At 54.2% G+C, this 21,696-nt stretch carries 24 protein-coding genes; 7 read left to right on the top strand and 17 right to left on the bottom strand.

What is annotated here, in order from left to right:
• Positions 1 to 42: 42 nt before the first annotated feature.
• The 3 genes from SBO83_RS15400 to SBO83_RS15390 all read right to left on the bottom strand — a co-directional run bounded on the left by SBO83_RS15400 (position 43) and on the right by SBO83_RS15390 (position 2,873).
• The gene (locus SBO83_RS15400; protein ID WP_034795720.1) at positions 43 to 360 is read right to left on the bottom strand and encodes a DMT family transporter; all 318 of its coding nucleotides are present in this window, start codon (positions 358 to 360) and stop codon (positions 43 to 45) included.
• Positions 361 to 509: 149 nt separating this feature from the next.
• Complete coding sequence (locus tag SBO83_RS15395) at positions 510 to 1,907, bottom strand: amidohydrolase family protein (protein ID WP_396132124.1); 1,398 nt, start codon at positions 1,905 to 1,907, stop codon at positions 510 to 512.
• A gap of 111 nt (positions 1,908 to 2,018) precedes the next feature.
• Complete coding sequence (locus SBO83_RS15390; RefSeq protein WP_396132123.1) at positions 2,019 to 2,873, bottom strand: LysR family transcriptional regulator; 855 nt, start codon at positions 2,871 to 2,873, stop codon at positions 2,019 to 2,021.
• Between the two features lie 308 nt (positions 2,874 to 3,181).
• Between SBO83_RS15390 and SBO83_RS15385 the strand changes: the two genes are divergently transcribed.
• The 3 genes from SBO83_RS15385 (at position 3,182) to SBO83_RS15375 (ending at position 5,767) form a co-directional block, all read left to right on the top strand.
• Complete coding sequence (locus SBO83_RS15385; RefSeq protein ID WP_353504155.1) at positions 3,182 to 4,642, top strand: AMP nucleosidase; 1,461 nt, start codon at positions 3,182 to 3,184, stop codon at positions 4,640 to 4,642.
• Between the two features lie 193 nt (positions 4,643 to 4,835).
• Positions 4,836 to 5,180: a hypothetical protein gene (locus tag SBO83_RS15380; RefSeq protein ID WP_396132121.1), complete on the top strand. Its 345-nt coding sequence runs from the start codon at positions 4,836 to 4,838 to the stop codon at positions 5,178 to 5,180.
• A 17-nt stretch (positions 5,181 to 5,197) separates the two neighbouring features.
• The gene (locus tag SBO83_RS15375; RefSeq protein WP_396132120.1) at positions 5,198 to 5,767 is read left to right on the top strand and encodes a glycine zipper family protein; all 570 of its coding nucleotides are present in this window, start codon (positions 5,198 to 5,200) and stop codon (positions 5,765 to 5,767) included.
• 25 nt (positions 5,768 to 5,792) lie between these two features.
• Here SBO83_RS15375 and kup read toward each other — a convergent pair whose 3' ends face one another.
• From kup to SBO83_RS15355, 4 genes are all read right to left on the bottom strand, one after another.
• On the bottom strand, positions 5,793 to 7,661 hold the full coding sequence (gene kup / locus SBO83_RS15370) for a low affinity potassium transporter Kup (protein ID WP_396132119.1): 1,869 nt from the start codon (positions 7,659 to 7,661) through the stop codon (positions 5,793 to 5,795).
• 136 nt (positions 7,662 to 7,797) lie between these two features.
• Positions 7,798 to 8,979, bottom strand: a complete 1,182-nt coding sequence (locus SBO83_RS15365; protein ID WP_353504159.1) for a sugar transporter — start codon at positions 8,977 to 8,979, stop codon at positions 7,798 to 7,800.
• 152 nt (positions 8,980 to 9,131) lie between these two features.
• Positions 9,132 to 9,455 carry an AzlD domain-containing protein gene (locus SBO83_RS15360; RefSeq protein ID WP_396132118.1) on the bottom strand — a complete coding sequence of 108 codons (324 nt, stop codon included), beginning with the start codon at positions 9,453 to 9,455 and terminating at the stop codon, positions 9,132 to 9,134.
• The gene (locus SBO83_RS15355; RefSeq protein WP_396132117.1) at positions 9,452 to 10,120 is read right to left on the bottom strand and encodes an AzlC family ABC transporter permease; all 669 of its coding nucleotides are present in this window, start codon (positions 10,118 to 10,120) and stop codon (positions 9,452 to 9,454) included. The genes SBO83_RS15360 and SBO83_RS15355 overlap by 4 nt, the downstream gene beginning before the upstream one ends.
• A 115-nt stretch (positions 10,121 to 10,235) precedes the next feature.
• On the opposite strand from SBO83_RS15355, the gene SBO83_RS15350 reads away from it, so the two are divergent.
• A complete protein-coding gene (locus tag SBO83_RS15350) occupies positions 10,236 to 10,784 on the top strand; it encodes a helix-turn-helix domain-containing protein (protein WP_396132116.1) in 549 nt (182 codons plus the stop codon).
• A 64-nt stretch (positions 10,785 to 10,848) separates the two neighbouring features.
• Here SBO83_RS15350 and ompC read toward each other — a convergent pair whose 3' ends face one another.
• The 7 genes from ompC to SBO83_RS15315 all read right to left on the bottom strand — a co-directional run bounded on the left by ompC (position 10,849) and on the right by SBO83_RS15315 (position 16,908).
• On the bottom strand, positions 10,849 to 12,009 hold the full coding sequence (ompC, locus tag SBO83_RS15345; protein ID WP_396132115.1) for a porin OmpC: 1,161 nt from the start codon (positions 12,007 to 12,009) through the stop codon (positions 10,849 to 10,851).
• A 483-nt stretch (positions 12,010 to 12,492) separates the two neighbouring features.
• The gene (locus SBO83_RS15340; RefSeq protein ID WP_396132114.1) at positions 12,493 to 12,696 is read right to left on the bottom strand and encodes a hypothetical protein; all 204 of its coding nucleotides are present in this window, start codon (positions 12,694 to 12,696) and stop codon (positions 12,493 to 12,495) included.
• Positions 12,697 to 12,837: 141 nt separating this feature from the next.
• Complete coding sequence (locus SBO83_RS15335) at positions 12,838 to 13,407, bottom strand: hypothetical protein (protein WP_396132113.1); 570 nt, start codon at positions 13,405 to 13,407, stop codon at positions 12,838 to 12,840.
• 51 nt (positions 13,408 to 13,458) lie between these two features.
• Entirely contained in the window at positions 13,459 to 14,310 is an 852-nt protein-coding gene (locus SBO83_RS15330) for a metal ABC transporter permease (protein ID WP_396132112.1), read from the bottom strand.
• Positions 14,307 to 15,176: an iron chelate uptake ABC transporter family permease subunit gene (locus SBO83_RS15325; protein ID WP_396132111.1), complete on the bottom strand. Its 870-nt coding sequence runs from the start codon at positions 15,174 to 15,176 to the stop codon at positions 14,307 to 14,309. The genes SBO83_RS15330 and SBO83_RS15325 overlap by 4 nt, the downstream gene beginning before the upstream one ends.
• Positions 15,173 to 15,970 (bottom strand): ATP-binding cassette domain-containing protein, encoded by a 798-nt coding sequence (locus tag SBO83_RS15320; RefSeq protein ID WP_396132109.1) that lies wholly within the window; start codon positions 15,968 to 15,970, stop codon positions 15,173 to 15,175. Before SBO83_RS15320 ends, SBO83_RS15325 begins: the two co-directional genes overlap by 4 nt.
• Positions 15,967 to 16,908, bottom strand: coding sequence for a metal ABC transporter solute-binding protein, Zn/Mn family (locus tag SBO83_RS15315; protein ID WP_396132108.1), 942 nt, complete (start codon positions 16,906 to 16,908; stop codon positions 15,967 to 15,969). The genes SBO83_RS15320 and SBO83_RS15315 overlap by 4 nt, the downstream gene beginning before the upstream one ends.
• Before the next feature lie 190 nt (positions 16,909 to 17,098).
• On the opposite strand from SBO83_RS15315, the gene mntR reads away from it, so the two are divergent.
• A complete protein-coding gene (mntR, locus tag SBO83_RS15310) occupies positions 17,099 to 17,542 on the top strand; it encodes a manganese-binding transcriptional regulator MntR (RefSeq protein WP_396132107.1) in 444 nt (147 codons plus the stop codon).
• Between the two features lie 323 nt (positions 17,543 to 17,865).
• On the opposite strand, the gene SBO83_RS15305 is transcribed toward mntR, so the two are convergent.
• The gene (locus tag SBO83_RS15305) at positions 17,866 to 18,492 is read right to left on the bottom strand and encodes a TetR family transcriptional regulator (protein ID WP_396132261.1); all 627 of its coding nucleotides are present in this window, start codon (positions 18,490 to 18,492) and stop codon (positions 17,866 to 17,868) included.
• A gap of 175 nt (positions 18,493 to 18,667) precedes the next feature.
• Here SBO83_RS15305 and SBO83_RS15300 point away from each other — a divergent pair, with 175 nt between their 5' ends.
• Together SBO83_RS15300 and SBO83_RS15295 are read left to right on the top strand one after the other, a co-directional pair.
• Positions 18,668 to 19,882, top strand: a complete 1,215-nt coding sequence (locus SBO83_RS15300; protein ID WP_396132106.1) for a Tm-1-like ATP-binding domain-containing protein — start codon at positions 18,668 to 18,670, stop codon at positions 19,880 to 19,882.
• Positions 19,883 to 19,894: 12 nt separating this feature from the next.
• Positions 19,895 to 20,725, top strand: coding sequence for a phosphoenolpyruvate hydrolase family protein (locus SBO83_RS15295; RefSeq protein ID WP_396132105.1), 831 nt, complete (start codon positions 19,895 to 19,897; stop codon positions 20,723 to 20,725).
• Positions 20,726 to 20,795: 70 nt separating this feature from the next.
• Here SBO83_RS15295 and SBO83_RS15290 read toward each other — a convergent pair whose 3' ends face one another.
• Both SBO83_RS15290 and SBO83_RS15285 read right to left on the bottom strand, forming a co-directional pair.
• Positions 20,796 to 21,209 (bottom strand): hypothetical protein, encoded by a 414-nt coding sequence (locus SBO83_RS15290; protein WP_396132104.1) that lies wholly within the window; start codon positions 21,207 to 21,209, stop codon positions 20,796 to 20,798.
• A gap of 55 nt (positions 21,210 to 21,264) precedes the next feature.
• A complete protein-coding gene (locus SBO83_RS15285; RefSeq protein WP_396132103.1) occupies positions 21,265 to 21,552 on the bottom strand; it encodes a HigA family addiction module antitoxin in 288 nt (95 codons plus the stop codon).
• Positions 21,553 to 21,696: the final 144 nt, after the last annotated feature.

The raw sequence follows: 21,696 nt of genomic DNA, 5'->3' as shown, positions 1-21,696 counted from the left end.
CAAAAAGCGGTTTAACACCCAAAATAATGGAATTAACTCGGTTTACTTGGTCGCCAGCTTCAATAGCACCACGCCGGAGAAAATCAGCAGTACGGCGATGACGCGCATGGGGTTGAGGCTCTCGCCAAACATGGTGACGCCAAGGATGAATGCGCCGATGGCGCCGATGCCGACCCACACGGTGTAGGAGGTGCCTAAAGGGAGGGTTTTCATGGAGATAGCCAGCAGCGCGAAGCTGAGCAGCATGAAGACTAAGGTGACAATACTCGGAACCAGCTTGGTAAAGCCGTGCGACTCTTTCATCGCCGTCGACCATACCACTTCAAACAAACCTGCTAATAACAGATATACCCAAGCCATATTCTGACCTTATTTAATCGCAGGGTCGTCCCTATTCAATGAAGCCGAGTCTCTGGTCGTCCAGTCAGCATAAAACGGTGAGAGAAGAGTATAGATCAAGATGAAGCCGGAGAAAATTGCGAGCCGCATCCCACGGCCCGCAGAGGGAGTTAGACTTTTTGCACGCTGCCGAATACCAGACGGCCCTGATGGAAGGTGGCTTTGACGTCAGAAACCCGCGCCACGGCTTCGGCGGAGCAGCTGGCGTCGACCAGAATCATCTCGGCATTATCATTCACCGCCGGCCACTGGCGAGTGCCTTTATTGTCCAGCGGCAGCACATTGCCGGTCGCGATAGCCAGCGAGCGCGTTAGGCCGAACTCGTCAGAGTTGCCATAAAGCTGGGCATAAAGGTTGGCTTTTTCCAGCATGCTGCCGGTGCCAAACGGCGACCAGTGGTCAATCACGCTGTCCGTGCCGGTCATGACAAACACGCCCTTTTCGCTCAATTGCGGCAGCGGCATTGCCAGCTTGCCAATCGGCACGGTGGACGCCACGGTAAACTGCTGGCGGGCCAGCCCGTCTATCACTTCATCCAGCTCAGCATCTTTCAGCGTCGAGAGCGCAAAGCCGTGGCTCAGCGTCACTTTGCCCTTCAGCTGCGGGTTCTGCTCGACGGTTTTTATCATATATTTTACGGCAGCCACGCCGGCCGGTGAGGTTTCATGCAGGTGGATATCCACGCCGGTGTGGGTATCCAGAGCAATCTGGAACATGGCGTCGAGTGACTTCTCCATCGCGCCGTCGACGTTGGTTGGATCCAGCCCGCCGACGTACTGGACGCCCATTTGCATCGCTTCGCGCATCAGGCCGTCCACTTTCGAGTGCAGCAGGCCGTGCTGCGGGAAGGCGACAATTTCACAGCTGAAGTCGTTTTTATGTTTTTCCAGCGCGATTTGCAGATGTTCGAGGCTTTTCAGACCACTTACCGGGTCGATGTTGCAATGGCTACGCGCCACCGTGGTGCCTTTCGAGTGCAGCAGACCAATAATGGCTTCCGCCCGTTGAACCGAGGTCGGCAGAAGCTGTGGGATCAGCACCTGCTCGCGAGCGATCATGTCCATAATGGTCTTGCCTTTACGCGGCCTCGGTGCCTCCCACGGCCCGCCGTAGAAGGTTTTTTCGAGGTGAATATGCATGTCGCGGGTGGCGGGCAGCAGCAATAATCCTTGGGCATCAAAAGCAGGTAGCGTGCTGGCGGCCGCACCGCTGGCGGGTTGAATCGCCATGATTTTGCCGTCTTTTATCTCAAGATGATAAAGGGCCGTCCGGGTGCCGATAATCATCTCCCCTTCGCGCTTGAAATCCTCTTCCAGTCGGACATTGCGCAGCTGGTAGTGGGCGGCGGACAGAGAGGTGACTGCGTTATTCTCTTCGCATTTAGCCATCGCGTTTTGAGTTGCTGCCTGAGCCGAAGCCATGCCGGTCGCCAGCAGCGCGCCTCCGGCGGTCAATTTAGCGGTGTTTGAGAGAAAATTTCTGCGGCTTTGTTGTTGAGTGTTCTGCACGTCGATTTCCTTAATCCAGAGAACAAAAATGACATTACCGTTTCACCATAAAATAAGGCGCTTTCGCTGGCTGCGATATTTGCCACTGGTGGTCAGTGGTAAACGCAATAGTTAACTCAGCTGGCAGAACTGGCGCAGCTTCTCGGCCAGCGCCAGCTGCGCCGGGGTGGCGTCAGGGCGGTAAAACAGTGCCAGCTCGACATTATCAATTTGCGGCAACCCACTCTCCGCGCCCAACACGCGGTGCTCCGGCAGGCGACAGCTGGCGGGCAGCAGCGTCACGCCCAGCCCCGCCGCGCTGGCGGCGACCAGAGCTGCAAGGCTGGCGCTACTGTAACTGATGCGCCAGGGGCGGCCGATAACATCCAACGCCTGACACAGTTCCTCGCGATACAACCCGTTGAGTGGAAACAGCACCAGCGGCACCGGGTTATTTTCAAACGCTGGGTAAGCCGCGCTGTCCAGCCACAGCATAGGCTCAGGGCGCGCCGCGTTGGGTTTGTCGCCCTTAATCTGCTTCACCAGAATGATATCCAACTCGTCCTGCTGCCAGGATTTACGCAGTTCATAGCTCAGGCCGCTGGTGACGTCGAGACGCAAATGGGGATGAGTGCGGCTGAACTCGGCCAGCAGTCCGGTGGTGGCCGCCGCAAAGTCCTCCGGTACGCCAAGACGCACCACGCCGTCGCGCCACTGGTCGGAAAGCGCGTCATGCGCCTCGCCGTTCAGCGCAATGATTCGCCGCGCATAGCCGAGAAATCTCTCCCCCTCTTCGGTGAGCAAAACCTGATGAGAAGTGCGTTCCAGCAGGGCTTTGCCCAACATCTCTTCAAGGCGGCGCACCTGCTGGCTGACGGTGGATTGAGAAAGGAACACCCGTTCGGCGGCACGGGTAAAACTGCCGCTATCGCAAACTGCCACGAAACTCAGTAATTGCTGAGGGCTAAACATCGGGTAGCGATTCATTTTATCAATACATATTCGTCTGGCATTCGATTAACCAATAGTATCAATCTGGACGAGGCTGACAACCTGGGGTTGGGTAATAAAGTGCCCCCTCGTTGCGCGATTAGCCGACCGCGAGCCCCACACGCCCTGTTGATATTCCCTAACTATCTTCCAAATTGGGGTTCATAAGGCCCCTAATCCAGATGAGTAAGACGAGCCAGAGTTCATTGTTTACTTATAATTAGCAAAATCTTTGGATTAGAATCCTTTGTTAACCAATGCCATACTTTGTGTTAAGTCTTGCTCATCTGCATAAGGGAACGATTTTGAATAATGCTTATTCCGCAACCCAATTGAACGCCACCGACGCGCTGGATCGGCTGGAGGCACTGTACAACGGTGCCGTAGTAGCACTGCGAAAAGCCATCGGTGACTTTATTCTCGATGGGACACTGCCTGATAACGACGTGCGTTTGGCAGGACTTTTCACCTACCCTGAGCTGAGCGTTAGCTGGGACGGGGCTGCGCAGAATCAATTTAAGTCTCGCGCCTATGGCCGCTTCCCGCGCGCCGGGAAATACACCACCACCATCACCCGCCCGGAGCTGTTCCGTGGCTATCTGGCGGACCAACTGAGCCTGCTGGAAAGCGAATATAACGCCAGTTTTGTGGTGAAACCTTCCCAGCTCGAGATACCCTTCCCGTTTGTTATCGACGGCTCTGACCTGAACCTCGATCGCACTATGAGCGCGGCGCTGGCGCAACACTTCCCGACCACCGAGCTGTCGCAAATCGGCGACCAGATCACCGACGGTTTATCCACCTCCACCACCGAGTTCCCGCTGTCGCACTTTGACGCGCTGCGCACCGACTTCTCACTGGCGCGCTTGAAACACTACACCGGCACCCCGGCGGAGCACGTGCAGCCTTACGTGCTGTTCACCAACTACACCCGTTACGTGGATGAGTTTGTTAGCTGGGCCTGCGCGCAAATCGTCGATCCGGCCACTCCTTACGTGGCGCTCTCCTGCGCTGGCGGGGCCTACGTCACGGCGGAAACCGTCAATCTGGAGCAGACGGTCTCTGACTTGGCGTGGAAAAAACACCAGATGCCGGCCTATCACCTGATTGCCGACGACGGCAAAGGCATTACGCTGGTGAATATCGGCGTCGGCCCGTCTAACGCCAAAACTATTTGCGACCATCTGGCTGTGCTGCGCCCGCACGCCTGGCTGATGATTGGCCACTGCGGCGGTCTGCGCGAAAGCCAGCAAATTGGCGATTACGTGCTTGCCCACGCCTACCTGCGCGACGACCACGTGCTGGACGCCGTACTGCCGCCGGACATCCCAATTCCAAGCATTGCCGAAGTGCAGCGCGCGCTGTACGACGCCACCAAGGCCATCAGCAATATGCCGGGGGAAGAAGTTAAGCAGCGCCTGCGTACCGGCACCGTGGTGACTACCGACGACCGTAACTGGGAGCTGCGCTATTCTGCTTCGGCCATGCGGTTCAACCTGAGTCGCGCCGTGGCTGTGGATATGGAGAGTGCGACCATTGCGGCGCAGGGCTATCGCTTCCGCGTGCCTTACGGCACTTTGCTCTGTGTCTCCGACAAGCCGCTGCACGGCGAAATTAAGCTGCCGGGGCAGGCGAACCACTTCTACGAAGGGGCGATTTCCGAGCATTTACAGATTGGGATCCACGCTATTGGCCTGCTGCGACAGGAAGGTGACAAGCTGCATTCGCGTAAATTACGTACCTTCAACGAACCGCCATTCCGCTAAAAAACGCCTCTACCGGGGAGGTTTGTCCTCCTCGGTAAATTTCACAATATTTCCACACAATTACTGCCGATCCCTTAGCGCATTCCACCTGATTTGCCGTGTAAAAAAGCGGCAGATAGCGCGTATATTCATGCTCATCGACCGGGAACTTTTCGGCGATAAATGAGCGGTTTAAACGGATGTCGAGGTGGTTATGAAAAGGCTATTGCTGCTGTTGCTGGCCGCAGGTGCAATGATGTCGGTGGCACAAACTTCTTACGCCTATGGCTATTACGGCCACGGGTATTATGGTCATGGTTATTATCACGGGTGGTACGGCCCGAGGGTGATCATTGGCGCGCCTTGGGGGCCTCCGCCGCCTGTCTATTACGGGCCGCCGCCGGTGGTCTATGTGACACCGTCACCTCCGCAAACCTTTGTGGAGAAAACCCCTAATTACGCTTATTACTGCCAGAGTCCAGCGGGTTATTATCCGCACGTTCAGCGCTGCGCGCAGGGCTGGATGAAAGTGGTGGTCGGCGATTCTGCACCGCGCTAAGCCTGAGTGAATCAATCATGAAACGTCTCTATCAATTAGCCCCTCTGACGCTGGTGATGGCACTGGCGGGCTGCGTGGCGCCCCCTTCGGCACCAGAAGTTCAGGTTTTACCTGGCAGCACCAAGAGCTACGGGCAGTTTAGGCAGGATGATATGTTATGTCGCAACGCGGCGCAGAATAGCGTGAGCGGCGGCGCGCAGGCGGCATCTAACAGTGCAGCTGGCACGGCGGCGGCGGGAACGGTGGTCGGTGCAGCGGCGGGCGCTTTGATTGGCGCGGCATCAGGCCATGCCGGGCCGGGGGCGCTGATCGGCGCTGGCAGCGGCCTGCTGGTGGGAAGCGCCATGGGCAGTAATACGGCGGGAATGAGCAGCGGCGATTTACAAGATCAGTACGACGTTATCTACACCCAATGTATGTACGCCAAGGGCAATAAAGTGCCGGTGGCTTATAGCTACGATGAACCAAGATCGGGGCAGTCAGAGGTTCCCCCTGATTACCACCCCGCTTCTGATCCAAGCAGCGTGCCACCCGATTATAATGGGGGCGTGCCTGACAGCAACGCGCCGCCAGACTATCGTCCATAAATAATTGATTGCTCGATAAAAAAACTTAAAACTTCACCATGGCGCCAAGTTCAATAACGCGGTTAGGCGGGAGCTGGAACTGATCCGGCGCCCGCAGCGCGTTACGCTGTAACACTTGGAACAGCTTGCCGCGGATCTGTAAATACCATGGGCGTTTGTCCAATACCAGCGTGTCGCGCGACATAAAGAATGAGGTGTCGCTCATAGTGCAGCGCAGCCCATCCTGCCCGCAACGATAGAACACATCTTCCAGATTGGGCGTCTCGCGCCAGCCATAGCTCGCCACCACGCGCCAGAAGGATGGCGACAGATGCTCAATGGTCACACGCTTCAGATTATGCACGTAAGGCACGTCGGCACTGCTGATAGTCAGCAAAATGATGCGCTCGTGCAGCACTTTGTTGTGCTTTAAATTGTGCAAAAGCACTAGAGGCACGGCGTCCGGCGCACGGGCCATAAATACCGCGGTGCCCGGCACGCGGCGCGGCGGGGATTTTTCGAGGGAGGTGATCAGCGCGCTCAAGGCGTCCGGGTCTTCACGCAGGCGGCGCAACAGGCGCGAACGCTCGGTGTGCCAGGTGATCATGACAAGCAGAATGCTCAGCCCCAGCGCCACCGGCAGCCAGCCGCCTGAGAACAGCTTGGTAAGGTTGGCGGCAAACAGCGGGATATCAATCATCATCAGGAATGCTAGCAGCAGCAGGCCCCAGCGCTTCTTCCAGCCCCAGTTTTTAATCGCCACAATGCACAGCAGGATGGAGGTCAGGAGCATGGTTCCCGTCACCACGATGCCGTAGGCCGACGCCAAGTCGCTGGAGTGTTTGAAGCTGATGATCACAATCAGCACCGCCACGTACAGCAGCCAGTTCACCACCGGAATATAGATTTGCCCGGATTCGACGTCGGAGGTGTACACAATGCGCATCGGTGGCAGATAGCCTAAACGCATCGCCTGACGAGTCAGTGAAAACACCCCAGAAATGACGGCCTGGGAGGCGATAACCGTTGCCAGAGTGGCAATAATCAGTAGCGGAACCAGTGCCCAGTCAGGCGCCAGAAGGAAGAACGGGTTTTTGATGGCGTCCGGGTTACTCATCAACAACGCGCCCTGCCCGAAGTAGTTCAGCACCAGCGATGGCGCCACCAGCAGGAACCACGCAATACGGATAGGCTTTTTACCGAAGTGGCCCATGTCGGCATACAGCGCCTCGGCCCCGGTCACGGCCAGCACCACCATGCCTAGCGCGAAGAAGGAAATGCCTTTGAATTCAATAAAGAAGTGCAGCGCCCAGTAAGGATTCAAGGCTTGCAGCACGCCCGGATTATGCAGAATGCCGCCGATACCCATCACGCCCAGCGCGACAAACCACAGCACCATCACCGGCGCGAACAGCTTCCCGACGCTACCCGTGCCTTTCTTCTGAATCACAAACAGCACGGTGAGCACGGCAATGGAGATCGGAATGATAAATTTATCCAGCGAAGGCGCGATGATTTCCAGCCCTTCAATGGCCGAAAGCACCGAAATGGCTGGCGTGATCACCCCATCGCCATAGAAGAAACTGCCGCCAACCAGCCCGAGGAACACCACGGTGGCGTACCAGCGCGGGTTGATATCGCGCACCGCCAGCGACATCAGGGTCAAAATCCCCCCTTCGCCGCCGTTATCGGCACGCATCACGTAGCCGATATATTTGAATGACACCACCAGCATCAGCAGCCAGAAAATCAGCGATAAAAAGCCGAAAATAGATCCTTGGGTCATGGTGATCCCGGCCTGACCGGTCAGACATTCGCGCAAGGTATAGAGCGGACTGGTACCAATATCACCGTACACTACGCCGATGGCCGCCAGCGTGACGGCAGGCAAGGGCTGCTTCTTTTGTGCATGCATAGATGAGTGATTCGCAAAGTAAAAGGACCGGAAACACCGGCTAATGTTGGGAGTATAGTACCGACATGGGTCGGTACTGTTAATGATATGTTTCTTTGATGGTTATTTGCGAGCTAAGAAGCAAAAGCGAGGCCGATCATACGGTCCGCAGTTGGGGGTAGCGGCGCAGGATAAACAGGCACCATGCCAGTGAAATGCAGCCCATCGCCCCGCCGACATAGCCCACGTCCGACAGTTCAAGATGCATAATCACCTGATTGCCCAGCAGTGCACCCGCGCCAATCCCCAGATTGAAAATACCTGAGAACAGCGACATGGCGACGTCGGTGGCATCCGGCGCTAGCGCCAGCACGCGAATTTGCATCGCCAGCGCGATAGCCATCATCCCAATGCCCCACAAAACGGTCAGCGCAGAGATGCTGAAAGCACTGGTCGAGGAGACCAGCAGCAACAGCATTGAAACCGCGATGATAGTGATAGCGCCGACAAAGAACGCCGTCGGGAATTTGCTGCCCATCACGCTAAATAGCGCACTGCCCAAAATGCCTGCTCCGCCGAAAATCAGCAGTAAGAAGGTAGTGAAATCTTCACTCATTTTAGCGACATTCTGCACGAACGGCTCAATGTAGCTGTACGCCGTGTAATGGGAAGTGACGATGAGCGCGATCAGCAGGTACATCGACACCAGCGCCGGTCGTTTGAACAGCATCGGCACGCTGCTCAGCGAGCCGCTGTGCTCGCTCGGCAGTTTCGGCAGCAGGCGACTCAGGCTGATTAAGGTGATCAGCGCCACGACGCCAATCACCCCAAAGGTAATGCGCCAGCCAAGATATTGACCAATCACCCGCCCGAGCGGCAGGCCGAGCACCATCGCCAGCGCGGTGCCGGTCGCCAGCATACTCAGAGCCTGCGTTTTCTTGCCAGCCGGGGCGACGCGAATGGCCAGCGATGAAGTTATTGACCAGAAAATCGCGTGCGCCAGTGCAATCCCAATGCGCGATACCACCAGCGAGCCGAAATCCCAGGCCACCACCGACAGCACGTGGCTGAGGATAAACAGGCCAAACACCGCCATCAGCAGCAGGCGGCGCTCGACGTTGCGGGTCAGCAGCATCAGCGGCAGCGACATCAGGGCGACCACCCAGGCGTAAATGGTCAGCATCAGGCCGACCTGCGCGGTTTCCATCGAGAAAGAGCTGGCGATGTCTGATAACAGGCCTACGGGGACGAATTCGGTGGTATTAAAAATAAACGCGGCGATAGCTAGCATGATGACGCGTAGCCACTCGGTTTTGCGCGAAACGTTATGTGATTGCATTGAGATGTTGGCTTGTAAGTGATGGGTTAACTGCTTGTTTAATGACGGCGAGAAATGTCATTTTTTGTGACGAGTATTGTGTTTTATTTCGGCCGGAATGAAAACCGCTAAATCCGGCCTGCGGAAAAATTATGCTCCCTCAGAGCAGAAATTCAAGGTAAACCCAGCCAGCGGGCCAGTGCGGTGACCGCGGCGGCGGAGAGGATAACGGCAATCAGCGGCACTTTACGCCAAGCCATCACCGCCGCCACCCCTACTCCCAACAAACGCGCGAATCCGGCAAAGTGCTCACCTTCCAGCAGGGTGGCAATTACCGCCACTGAGAGCAGCAGCGTGGTGGCGGCGTCGGCAATCAGTGCGCGGGTATTCTCAGTGAAGGTCATCCGCGATCCGAGCTTGAAGCCGACAAAGCGAAATGCATAGGTGCCCACGGCCAAAAGCGCGATGCCGCAAATGATCAATGTGTGTTGGTTCATGATTTTTTCTTCCTGATAGCCAATCCGAGCAGGGAAAACAGCACCGGCATACCGACAGGCACAAAAGGGACTGCCGCGAGTGAAATCAGCGCGCCCGAGCAGGCGGAGATGATGGTTTTGGCATTTTTCAGCGCTGGAAGGGTCAACGCCAGCAAGATGGCTGGGAAAACGGCATCAAGGCCGATAGCCTGCGGATCCGGGATGATTTGCCCAATCGAGCCGCCGATAATCACCCCCAGCGGCCAGCAGAGGGCAATGCCCAAGCCGCATAGCCAAAAGGCAGCTTTGCACTCTGCCTTGGTTGGCTGAGACACGCCGAATACTACGCTTTCATCATTGACGATGTGGCAGCCCAGCAGGCTTTTGGATTTAGTGCCGACCAAATCTTTCACCGCAATGCCAAACGGCAGATGGCGCGCATTCACCAATAAACCTGCTGCTGCGGCGGCGAACGGGCTTCCGCCACTCAAGACAATGCCGATAAAGAGAAACTCAGAGGCCCCGGCCAGCACGAAAACGGAGAGCGCCATCGGCACCCAGAAAGGGAAGCCAACGCCGGTAGCCAGCGAGCCGTAGGATATGCCGACAATGCCATCAGCCAGACAGACCAGAATGATGGCTTTGATGGTCCCCGATTTCAGTGCGGAAAATTGATGAAAATGCATTTTTCAATCTCATAACGAACAAACAGGCTGTTATAATGAACATATTAAAATCGTTTTACAAGTCGAACGATTGTTCGTTATAAGGGTTATCGCTATCTTCATTTAGGCTAAATCTATGATCCAACCCATCGACATTATTGCCAGCTCTCTGGTCAGGGAGCGCCAACGCACAGGCTTATCACTGGCGGAAGTCGCCAGACGCGCGGGAATTGCCAAATCTACCCTCTCGCAACTCGAGGCGGCCAATGGCAACCCCAGCATTGAAACCCTGTGGGCGCTATGCGTCGCGCTGGAGATCCCCTTTGCGCGCCTGATGGAGCCGCAGATCAACAAGTCGCAGCTGATTCGACGCGGCGAAGGCCCTGCGGTCATTGCCGAATTAGCCAATTATAAGGCCGTGCTGCTGGCAACCTGCCCGCCGGGATCGCGACGGGATATCTATCTGCTGAGCGCCGAGCCGGGCGCCGATCGCGTATCAAAGCCCCATTCGCCGGGATCGGTGGAGCACATTATTGTCACTCAGGGTCAGGCGTTGGTCGGTCTGACGGAGGAGCCCTATGTGCTAAACGCGGGGGATTACATCAGCTATCCGGCAGATCAGGAGCATATTTTCCGCGCGCTGGTACCGGATACGCTTGCTGTGTTGGTGTCTGAGCAAAACTAAACGTTGGACATAAAAAAGCCCGCCATGGCGGCGGGCTTGGGGTAACGCGTTTTCAGGCTGAGGTTTAGAACTGATAAACCAGACCCACGGCGACCACGTCGTCCGTTGAGATGCCGTTGTCTTTATAGAAGCTGTCGGAGTCATCCAGCAGGTTAATTTTGTAATCAACGTAGGTCGACATATTTTTATTGAAGTTGTAAGTGGTACCCACTGACACGTATTTCACCAGATCTTTATCGTTGTTGACATTGGTGGTGTTAGTGTTCAGGTCCTTACCTTTAGATTGCAGGTAAGACACCTCAGGGCGCAGACCGAAATCGAACTGGTATTGTGCAGTGGCTTCAAAGTTCTGCGTTTTGTTGGCGACGTTGCCGTCATTGTCTTGGGTGGTGCCGTTTGCCAGAGTGGTTTTACCACCACCGTACATGGTCATGTTACGGGTTTCAGAATACATGGTTGCCAGATACAGGCTGTTGGCATCGTATTTCAGACCCACGGTCCAGACGTCTGCTTTGTCGCCTTTAGCAGTGGTGCCGCCATTGGTTTGGTCATTAGTACGGTCGGAAGAGGCAAATGCCGCACCCGCGCTGATACCCATACCAAAGTCATAGCTGGTGGACATACCGTAGCCATCACCATTCTGGTGGCGAACGTCACGGCTGTTGTTCGTGCCTTCGCCATTGTTGGTGCCGTCGTTTGCGCCTTGGTATTGCAGCGCGAAGTTCAGGCCTTCAACCAGACCGAAGAAGCCGTTATTACGGTAGGTTGCCACGCCGTTGGTACGGCCAACCATGAAGTTATCCGCAGTGGTATAGGTGTCGCCGCCGAACTCAGGCAGCATATCCGTCCAGGATTCAACGTCGTACACCACGCCATAGTTACGGCCGTAGTCAAATGAGCCGTAGTCACCGAATTTCAGGCCCGCGAAGCCGAGACGCGTGGCGTTTTTAGAAGAGCCACTGCTTTCAGTATTGTTCGCCTGAACGTTATATTCCCACTGGCCGTAGCCTGAGAGTTGATCAGAAATCTGGGTTTCACCTTTGAAGCCGAAACGGGCATAAGACTGGTCGCCGTCTTTTGACGCATCGTCAGAAAAATAGTGCAGACCATCAACTTTGCCGTACAGGTCTAATTTGTTGCCATCTTTGTTATAAACTTCAGCCGAATGTGCAGCGTTTGTAATCAGTAATGCTGGGACCAATAGTGCCAATGCTTTTAATTTCATGATCTCATTCCTTTTATCATTCAAATGAATTTTTTTATATTCAATATAATAAATTTGTATATATTATATTTCCTTCTAATAATAACGACAGAGTTCCCCTTGGTATTAATTAATTTTCGATAAATAGATTTATTATTTATTGCTAACTATTTCTTTTGGCTTTAATTATTTGTTTGGTGAATGTATTTAATTTGAATATTCTAAATATATATTAATTTGCGGCGGAAAAAGACAAAGGCGGGAATTAGCGGTTAAATGTGTCAAAATTTAGGCAATAAAAAAACCCATAACTGATATCAGTTACGGGCTCCACAATTGAGAGAAAAATCACATTTACGACGAGGTCAGAGAGAACTAAGGCTAAAAGTGTTGAACATTTACTGCACTACTACTCGGACTACCAGGAGAAAGATCAGGAATTACAGCTGATGGGTGATGCACAGCTCATTCCAGTAACTAAAGCGTACCCTATGCCGGTAAAAGCTATTTCGTGCGATACCAGGCTGGGTCAACTCTTTCCATTGAAAAACTGCCCATTTCGATACCATATAAGCTTCCTGTAGGGATTAAGGCTTCCATCATGCGCGTGCTGTCCTGTGAAGGTTCAGTGAGAAATGCGGTTAAACATTTATCTTTAACGCGTTGCCAAAAGGTTATTGATGAAGAAAACGAGTTTTTCTGCGTCATGATGTCGGCCCCTTGCTAAATAAATTTCTGAAAGAGAAATGCGTTTTGCGTCGCTCTTCGTTGAAACCAGTTAACAATGGAATGAAGCAGAAATAAAATGACGATTTCTGCTTTCTATATCTGCGTGATGACTATGAGGATTTAGCGGTTTTTATAAAAGGAGATAACGCGGCGCGGCTCAAAAGTGAAAATAACATACTCGCGGCGGTTCATGCTGATGGTATCAAATTCAGTCATCGGATAATGGCGATGGATAGCCAGCGACTTCTGATTCTCTTTATCGACAAAAGCCACGCCCAGCGCGAAACGATTCTGTAGGTTTTCGCAGATATGGATGAGGAGCTGGGTCAGCAGCCCTTTGCCGCGAAAATCTCGCCGCACGCTCACTGGCCCGTAGAGGAAAATCTGATCGGCCGGAACCTTGCCGTTACTGACCACGGCGTTGTAAGTCGCCTGCGCCACCCCATGCTTGGCCAGCTTACCGAGCGAAGTCATTGCTACCCCCGCAATCTCCGGCTGTCCGTCAACCTGCTCTTTGCAAACAAAAACGCCGACGCCGTCCTGAAAGGTTTTCAGCAAGGATTCGTCCATATTGCCCTGAGTAAATCCCTCGTTAGCTCGCTGCTCGGAAGAGAGGTTCTCACCCTTGGATTCGCTCAGAATGTGCAGGATTTCCTGCATATCGGCATGACCTGATTTAATGATTTCCATGAACACTCCTGAAAAGGGACTCTGCCATCAGTATGGCAAAAATCTTACTTTTCAGGCGATCTTTTCAGCGCGGCGGGCGGGGATTTTACGTAATAAATAGCCTGCCAGTGCCAGTAAAAAGAGAGTTGCCTGCACCAAAACGATGGCTGGGCCGGTCGCGGCATCAATATAAAAACTGATGAAAGTCCCGGCAATGGCGGCAATCAGTGACGTAATCACAGCAACCAGCAGCATTTTAGGCAGCGTTTTGCACAACAGAAAAGCTGTGATCCCCGGTGTGATCAGCATGGCGACCACCAGCACAACCCCCACCGCCTGCAAAGCGGCGACAATGGTTAATGCCAGCAAACAGAGCAGCGCGTAGTGGTAGAACCGCACCGGCAGGCCTATCACCTTGGCTTGTACTGGGTCGAAGCAGAACAGCGTCAGGTCTTTAAATTTCACCAGAATAGCCAGCGTTACGCCGCCAGCAATCACCAACGTTTGCAGCATTTCGCTGTCAGTCACGCCGAGCACGTTGCCAAAAAGTATGTGGCTTAAATGCTGTTCAGTGTTAACGCGGGAGAACAGCACCAGTCCCGCTGCAAACATGCCTGAGAAAACAATGCCCATCACCGAATCTTCTTTCACGCGGCAATGCTCTTTGATGTAGCCCGTCGCCACGGCGCAGAATAAGCCGGAAACAAAAGCGCCAATCACCAGTGGAATGCCCGCAAGAAACGCCAACACCACGCCGGGCAGCACCGCGTGCGAGATGGCATCTCCCATCAATGACCAGCCTTTCAAGACCAGAAAGCAGGAGAAGATAGCGCACACGATGCTGGTGGCCATGGCGGTCAACAGGGCGCGCTGCATAAAGACGAAGCCCATCGGCTCCATCACCAGTTCAAACCATGAGGTCATGAGGCACTCTCCTTGTGCTGCGCCTTAGCTCTGATACGAAAGTGGTTCGCCAACCAGCCGTGCTTAGGCGCGAAGATGAAGGCCAGCAGGAAGACGCTGGTCTGAAGGCACACAATCACCCCGCCGGTGGCACCATCGAGATAGTAACTGAGCCAGGCTCCGACCGCGCTAGTGACGGCACCGATGGCGACGGATAACAGCAAAAGGTGGGAGAACCTGTCGGTCAACAAGTAGGCCGTCGCGCCCGGTGTGATCACCATGGCGATCACCAAAATCGCCCCGACGGTTTGCAGCGCCGCCACGCTACAGGCGCTGAATAGCGTAAAGAAAATCACTTTCAGCCACAGGGGCGATAAACCGACTGAGCGGGCATGGGCTTCATCAAAAAATACGGCAAGCAGGTCGCGCCAGATAACACACAGCACCAGCAGCGAAACGCCGACGATGATTTGCACCTGCAAAATATCGGCGTCGTCGATGCCCAAAATATTGCCAAACAGGATGGACTGCACGTTCACCGAGGTGGGATTCAGTGATACCAAAAGCAGGCCTAGCGCGAAGAAGGAGGAGAAGACAAAGCCGATGATGGCATCTTCACGCAGCCGGGTGTAATGGCGCAGCAGAGTCATGGAGAGCGCGGCCAGAATGCCGGTGCCGAAAGCCCCAATGGCATAGGGAAAGCCCAATGCGTAAGCCCCGGCGACACCCGGAACCACTGAGTGCGACAGCGCGTCGCCCATCAGCGACCAGCCTTTTAGCATCAGGTAAGCCGAGAGAAATGCGCATACCGCGCCAACTCCGGCGCTGACCCAAATGGCTTTCACCATGTAGTTATAGTTGAAAGGTTGTAGCAGTAGCTCGATCATTGCACCAGCCTCACTGGCGATGGGCGCTCGGCCACGCGCTCTTTCGCCAGATAGTCAATATTGCGCATTGCGCCGCCAAAGGCGTGCTCTAAATTGGCGTGGGTAAAGGTGGTTTCCAGCGGCCCTTTGGCGATCACCGTTCGGTTGATCAGCACCACGCGGTCGCAGAAATCCGGCACGCTGGCGATGTTGTGGGTCGACACCAGAATCAGGTGTCCCTCATCGCGCAGCTGCCTGAGCAGGTCAACAATGGCATTTTCAGTTTTGATGTCGACGCCGGTAAAAGGCTCATCCAGCAGCATCACGCTGCCCTGCTGCGCCAGCGCGCGGGCTAAAAATACCCGTTTCTTCTGCCCGCCGGACAGCTCGCCGATTTGGCGCTGAGCAAGATCGGTCAGGCCGACCCGCGCCAAGGCTGAAGCAACTTGCTTCTTGTCCTCTCTAGAAGGAATACGCAAGAAGGACATTTTGCCGTAGCGCCCCATCATTACCACATCACGCACCAGCACCGGGAAGTTCCAGTCGACGTCTTCTGACTGGGGCACGTAGGCGATAAGGTTCTGGCGCAAAGACTTGGCAACGTCCATTTTGTTAAGCGACACGCTGCCGGTAGTCGGGCGAACAATGCCCATAATGGTTTTAAACAGCGTCGACTTGCCGCTGCCATTTACCCCCAGCAAGGCGCAAATCGAGCCGCCTTCCAGCCGGAAACTGGCATCTTCAATCGCCGTGTGGCCATTGTTATAGGTCACACTGACGTTTTCTACTTTGAGTTCTAAGGTTTCTGCTGTCATTGGCCAAACCCTTTTGCCACTGTCCCGACGGTGACTTTCAGCAAATCAATATAGGTTGGCACCGGACCATCGGCTGTCGACAGTGAATCGACATAGAGCACGCCGCCATAGGCCGCGCCGGTCTCCTTGCTCACCTGTCTGGCGGGCTTATCTGAAATGGTGCTTTCACTAAACACTACCGGAATATGTTTCTCGCGCACCAAATCAATCAGCTTTTTGACCTGCTGCGGCGTGCCCTGCTCTTCGGCGTTAATAGGCCAAAGGTAGGCTTCCTGCAAACCGTAATCCTTCGCCATATAGCTAAAAGCCCCTTCACTGGTGACTAACCAACGCTGCTCGGCCGGGATTTTCGCCAGTCGGGCACGTAGTGGAGCATCTAATTGGCTAATTTTCTCTGAATAATCTTTAGCATTTTTGTCATACACCTCGGCATTGGCCGGATCGTACTTCACCAGAGCGGCGCGAATATTCTCGACATACACCAAGGCATTTTTGGACGACATCCAGGCGTGAGGATTGGGATTGCCAAGGTAAGGCCCCTCTTGGATCGGCAGCGGCGTAATGCCGTCAGTGACCGTCGCGGAGGGCACATTTTTGATATTTTCGAAGAAACGCCCGAACCAACGCTCAAGATTAAAGCCATTCCACAAAATCAGATCGGCGGATTGGGTTTTGACGATGTCACGCGGCGTCGGCTGGTAATCATGGATTTCCGCCCCCGGCTTGGTGATGGATTCAACCGTGGCGGCGTCGCCAGCGACGTTCTGCGCGATATCCTGAATCACGGTGAATGTCGTGACGACTTTGAATTTTTTCTTTTCTTTATCAGCAGCCTGCGCATTGCCACCCAGCAGTGCGACCAGCATGCCGATGAGCATCAGCCGTAACTGAAACGGGGTAAGGCTAAACAGTTTCCAAACACTTTGTTTTCTCTCCATGAAATTTCTCCTGTGTGCTCTTTTGCAGCATGGCGACGTTTTATTACACAGATATAGCATAGGCTATACTCCTTAGCCAATGCAAAGTTTGCAAAAATTGGTGCTAGCGCTAGCTTGGTTTACAATATCAATCCCTGTCGCCGTAAATGGCGGCGGTAAAAAACCGTTGAGCAAGAAAGAGGCAAGCGTTGTGAATGAAAAGAAGGTGAATCCTTTACTGGATGTTGAAGAGCACGCTCAGGGTTTTTTACAAGTGCGAGAAGCGCATCGCCGCGAACTGATGGACGACTATGTCGAGCTGATTTCGGATTTGATTCGTGAGTTTGGCGAGGCCAGACAGGTCGACTTGGCAGCCCGTTTAGGCGTATCTCAACCTACAGTGGCAAAAACCCTCAAGCGCTTGGCCAGTGCGGGATTAGTGCGTCAACTTCCCTATCGCGGGACTTTTCTGACGCCAGAGGGCGAGAAACTGGCGGCGGAAAACCGCGAGCGCCACAACGTAGTTGAAGCCTTCTTTATCGCGTTAGGCATCAGCCCGGAAACCGCCCGCCTCGACGCCGAAGGCGTTGAGCACCACGTCAGCGATGAAACCCTCGAAGTCTTCCGCCGATTCACCGAGCAGAATAAGAAGTAACTCCCTTCCCCATGCCATTATGGAACTGAGAGCCATGCTCTCAGGTTTCCTCACTTACGTCTTATCTTTCCCCTGACAGTGGCGATATTTGATCCAGTTAAAGACTCTTTCATGAGCAGATTTCTTCGTGCAGGAGGTGGTAATATCGCTTTGCCATGACCATACATTAACAGGGAGTTATTCGATGAAATCATTTTCAAAATGGTTGCCATGGATTGTCATTGCAGGGATTTTGGCTGTGCTGATAGGGTTGTTTTTGAGCTTTTAAAGCGCGGACACCGACTCAATAAAATGCCCGCGCCGTGCGGGCACCTAAATCCCTCTCACTCCCCCAGCCGTGCATCTTCCTCAGCCTGCCGCAAAATAGCCTTGGCCATCCACTGGGTGAGATCTTGAATTTCGCCGTCACCGACGTGCCAGATATCTTTCATCACCATAAACACTTCCGAGCCGTAAATTAGCGAAAAAGCGTGCATGGTGCGCTGTAACGCTGCTGGCGAAAGCCTGTCTTCCAGGGGGGCGAGCACCCTTTTCAAAATCTTTTTGCGGTTGCCGCGTACCAGCGTCTCTTGGGTATCGGGATCGCGACGCTTTTCTGACCATTGTTGCAGAGATAACTGTAAAGCCGCGCGTAAAACGCCTTCATGTTCTAGCATTCGTGGGTACGCAAAACTCAGTAACTCGGCAATACGTTCACCGGCGTTGGAATGCTGTGGATCCCACTCGATGATTGGCCGCAGGCTTTCTTCCACCATGGCGGCGACCAGCGCACTCTGCGTGGGAAAGTAGCGATACGCCGTCGCGCGGGAAAATCCGGCACTGGCGGCCACTTCGGTTAGCGTAGGTAATGCTCCACTTTCTGCCAGACGCATGGCCGCGGTCACCAGCTTCTGCTGGGTGCGGGTCTGGGCTTCGGTCAGGGCTACCGGCGTATGAATAGGAGTCAAGATAGGGTTTCCACCTGGGAGTCTAATGACGCAACTTTAACAAAAAATGCCTGCTGGAAAAGCAAAATCACCGAAATGTAAATTTTATGAGACTCGAGTCTCAAATGTGTATGATGACCTTGCTCTAGTGAGACTGGCGTCTCATTATGCGGGGATATTAATCAAAAAGGATGTCCTGATGAACGCAAAACAAGCCAATGTTTATGTTGCTACCACCACCGATACCAAAGGCCGGGAACAGGCTTTTGTGGCGGATTTAATCCGCGCGACGGGGGTTAACGTGGTGACGGTCGATTTATCGACCAAGCACAAAACCCATGACGATCAGGCTGATATCAGTGCCGCCGCCGTCGCTGCGTTTCATCCTCAGGGCATCGATGCAGTTTTCTGTGGCGATCGCGGCAAAGCCATCAGCGCCATGGCGCAGGCGTTCGAAGGCTTTATCGCCTCACGGACTGACGTAGCGGGCTTGTTGGGTCTGGGTGGCTCTGGCGGCACGGCGTTAATCACCCCGGCGATGCAGGCTCTGCCCGTTGGCGTGCCGAAGTTGATGGTGTCGACCATGGCTTCTGGCGATGTCTCGGCGTATATCGGCGCGAGCGATATATCCCTGCTCTACTCTGTGACTGACGTCGCGGGTTTGAATCGCATTTCGCGTAAAGTGCTGGCTAACGCCGCGCACCAAATAGCTGGCGCGGTACTGTTTTCTCACCCAGAAAGCCAGGATGACAAACCGGCGGTTGGCCTCACCATGTTTGGCGTCACCACGCCGTGCATTAATAGCGCCAGCGAATTGCTAGAGAGCGAATTCGACTGTCTGGTGTTTCACGCGACAGGCAGCGGCGGTAAAGCGATGGAGAAATTAGTCTCCAGCGGGTTGCTATCCGGCGTGCTGGATTTAACGACCACGGAAGTGTGCGACCTGCTGTTTGACGGCGTACTGGCCTGCGGCCCGGAGCGTTTCGACGCCATCGCCCAGACTGAAATCCCCTTCGTGGGATCGTGTGGCGCCTTGGATATGGTCAATTTTGGGCATATTTCCACGGTCCCGGCCAAATATGCCGACCGCCAGTTTTATGAACATAACGCGCAGGTGACGTTGATGCGCACCACGCCGGAAGAAAACGCCGAAATGGCGAGATGGATCGGGGAAAAGCTCAACGCCTGCGAAGGCGAAGTGCGTTTCCTGATACCAGAGGGCGGTTTTTCCGCTCTAGATGCAGTCGGGCAACCCTTCTGGAACCCCGATGCGATGAATGCTTTTGCTAACACCTTGGAAAACACCGTAAAACAGACCGCGAAGCGGCGTGTAATTAGGCTCAACTGCAACATCAATGATCCAGAGTTTGCAGAAACGGCAGTAGGACTTTTTAAAGATATTGCTCAACATTAAGGGAAAACCATCATGGCTAAATTTGAACGACAGGCGCTACTGGCAAAATTCCGCGAAATGATCGCGCGTCGCGAACCTATCATTGGCGGCGGCGCGGGAACCGGCCTTTCGGCAAAATGCGAAGAAGCGGGTGGCATTGACCTGATTGTGATCTACAACTCTGGGCGTTATCGCATGGCCGGGCGCGGCTCTTTGGCAGGCTTACTGGCCTATGGCAACGCTAACGAGATTGTGGTGGATATGGCGAAGGAAGTGATCCCGGTGGTAAAACACACGCCAGTTCTGGCCGGTGTCAACGGCACAGACCCCTTCTGCCAGTTCGACAAATTCCTCGATGATTTGAAAGCCCTTGGCTTTGCCGGTGTGCAAAATTTCCCCACTGTCGGCCTGATTGACGGCAACTTCCGCGCGAATCTGGAAGAGACCGGCATGGGATACGGACTGGAAGTGGACATGATCCGCCTCGCCCACCAAAAAGACATGCTGACCACGCCTTACGTATTTAGCGCGGCGGACGCTATCGCCATGACCGAAGCCGGTGCTGATATCATCGTGCCGCACATGGGGTTAACCACCGGTGGCAATATCGGCGCGGGCACCGCGTTGAAACTCGAAGATTGCGTGCCGCTGATTAATGACTGGGCCAAAGCGGCGAAAGGCGTGCGCGACGACGTGATTGTGCTGTGCCACGGCGGACCGATTTCTTCGCCACAGGATGCAGAATACATCATGCAGAACTGCCCGCAGGTTGACGGATTCTACGGTGCCAGCTCAATGGAGCGCCTGCCGACCGAGGTGGCACTCACCGAAACGACGCGTCAGTTCAAGTCATTGACTCGCTAAGGTTTTAGTGACTAAAAAGCCCGGTGATTGCAGCTATCACCGGGCTTTTTTATGTCATTTTTGGCGCTGATTAAGGTCTGGCGTCCGCCGCGCCCGGCCAAATCCCTTCACACAGGATTTTGGCGCAGCCGATGCTCTGTTGGTGGCGAGCCGCCGCGTCGCCCGGTTCTTCTTTCATTTGATCTAGCATGCCAACAAAGCAGCGCGCTATCCACCGTGTCGACAGGTCTTGACGAAACAGCCCGCTCTGCTGGCACCCGGCCAGCAGAGCGCTAATGGCGTTTACCAACGCGGCTTTCTGCGTCTCGCCAAAGGCCTGCTGGGTCAGCTCAGCGTCCTGAGTCAAAAAATTCAGCAGCTTGCGAAAATGCAGGGCAATGCGGTCAATAACCTGATTGTCCGGCGTATTGGGCGCGAGCGTCAGGCTATCCACCAAGGCATTGAAGCGCTGGTCAAAATCTTGGTTGGGGGGTTGTTGTGTCATGGTGGACCTAATTATGGGACGGGTTTGCAGCCCTTCTGTCTTTCAATTTATATCGCTATGCCGTTTGCAATCGGTGCAGTTGGGAAACGTCCACCACCTGCCTCGCCTGCCACAAATCATAATCATTCTGCATGCCGAGCCAGAAATATTCAGAGCTGCCGATCACTACCGAGAGACGAATGGCCATTTCAGGCGAAATATCGGACTTCCCGGCAACGATCCTCTGAACCGTCGAGGGCGCAACCCCCAACTCTTTTGCCAAGGCACGGGTACTCAGGTTTAACTCTTCCATAGTTTCTTTCACAAGAAGCCCCGGATGCGGTGGGTTATGCATGGTGGCCATTAATGATAATCCTTATCTTGGCACAACAGAAAGTGGCATCTTAAACCAAGTTATTGGGCAATTACTTCTATTTCCTCGCCATCCCTATCTCATTTCGCGCAACTTCATAGCAACTATTGTTGTTTTACAACTTTCTAACCTGCC

Origin of the sequence: Ewingella allii, from assembly GCF_044430645.1 — a bacterium.
Lineage (GTDB): Bacteria > Pseudomonadota > Gammaproteobacteria > Enterobacterales > Enterobacteriaceae > Ewingella > Ewingella allii.
This window is presented reverse-complemented; position numbering and strand designations above follow the sequence as displayed.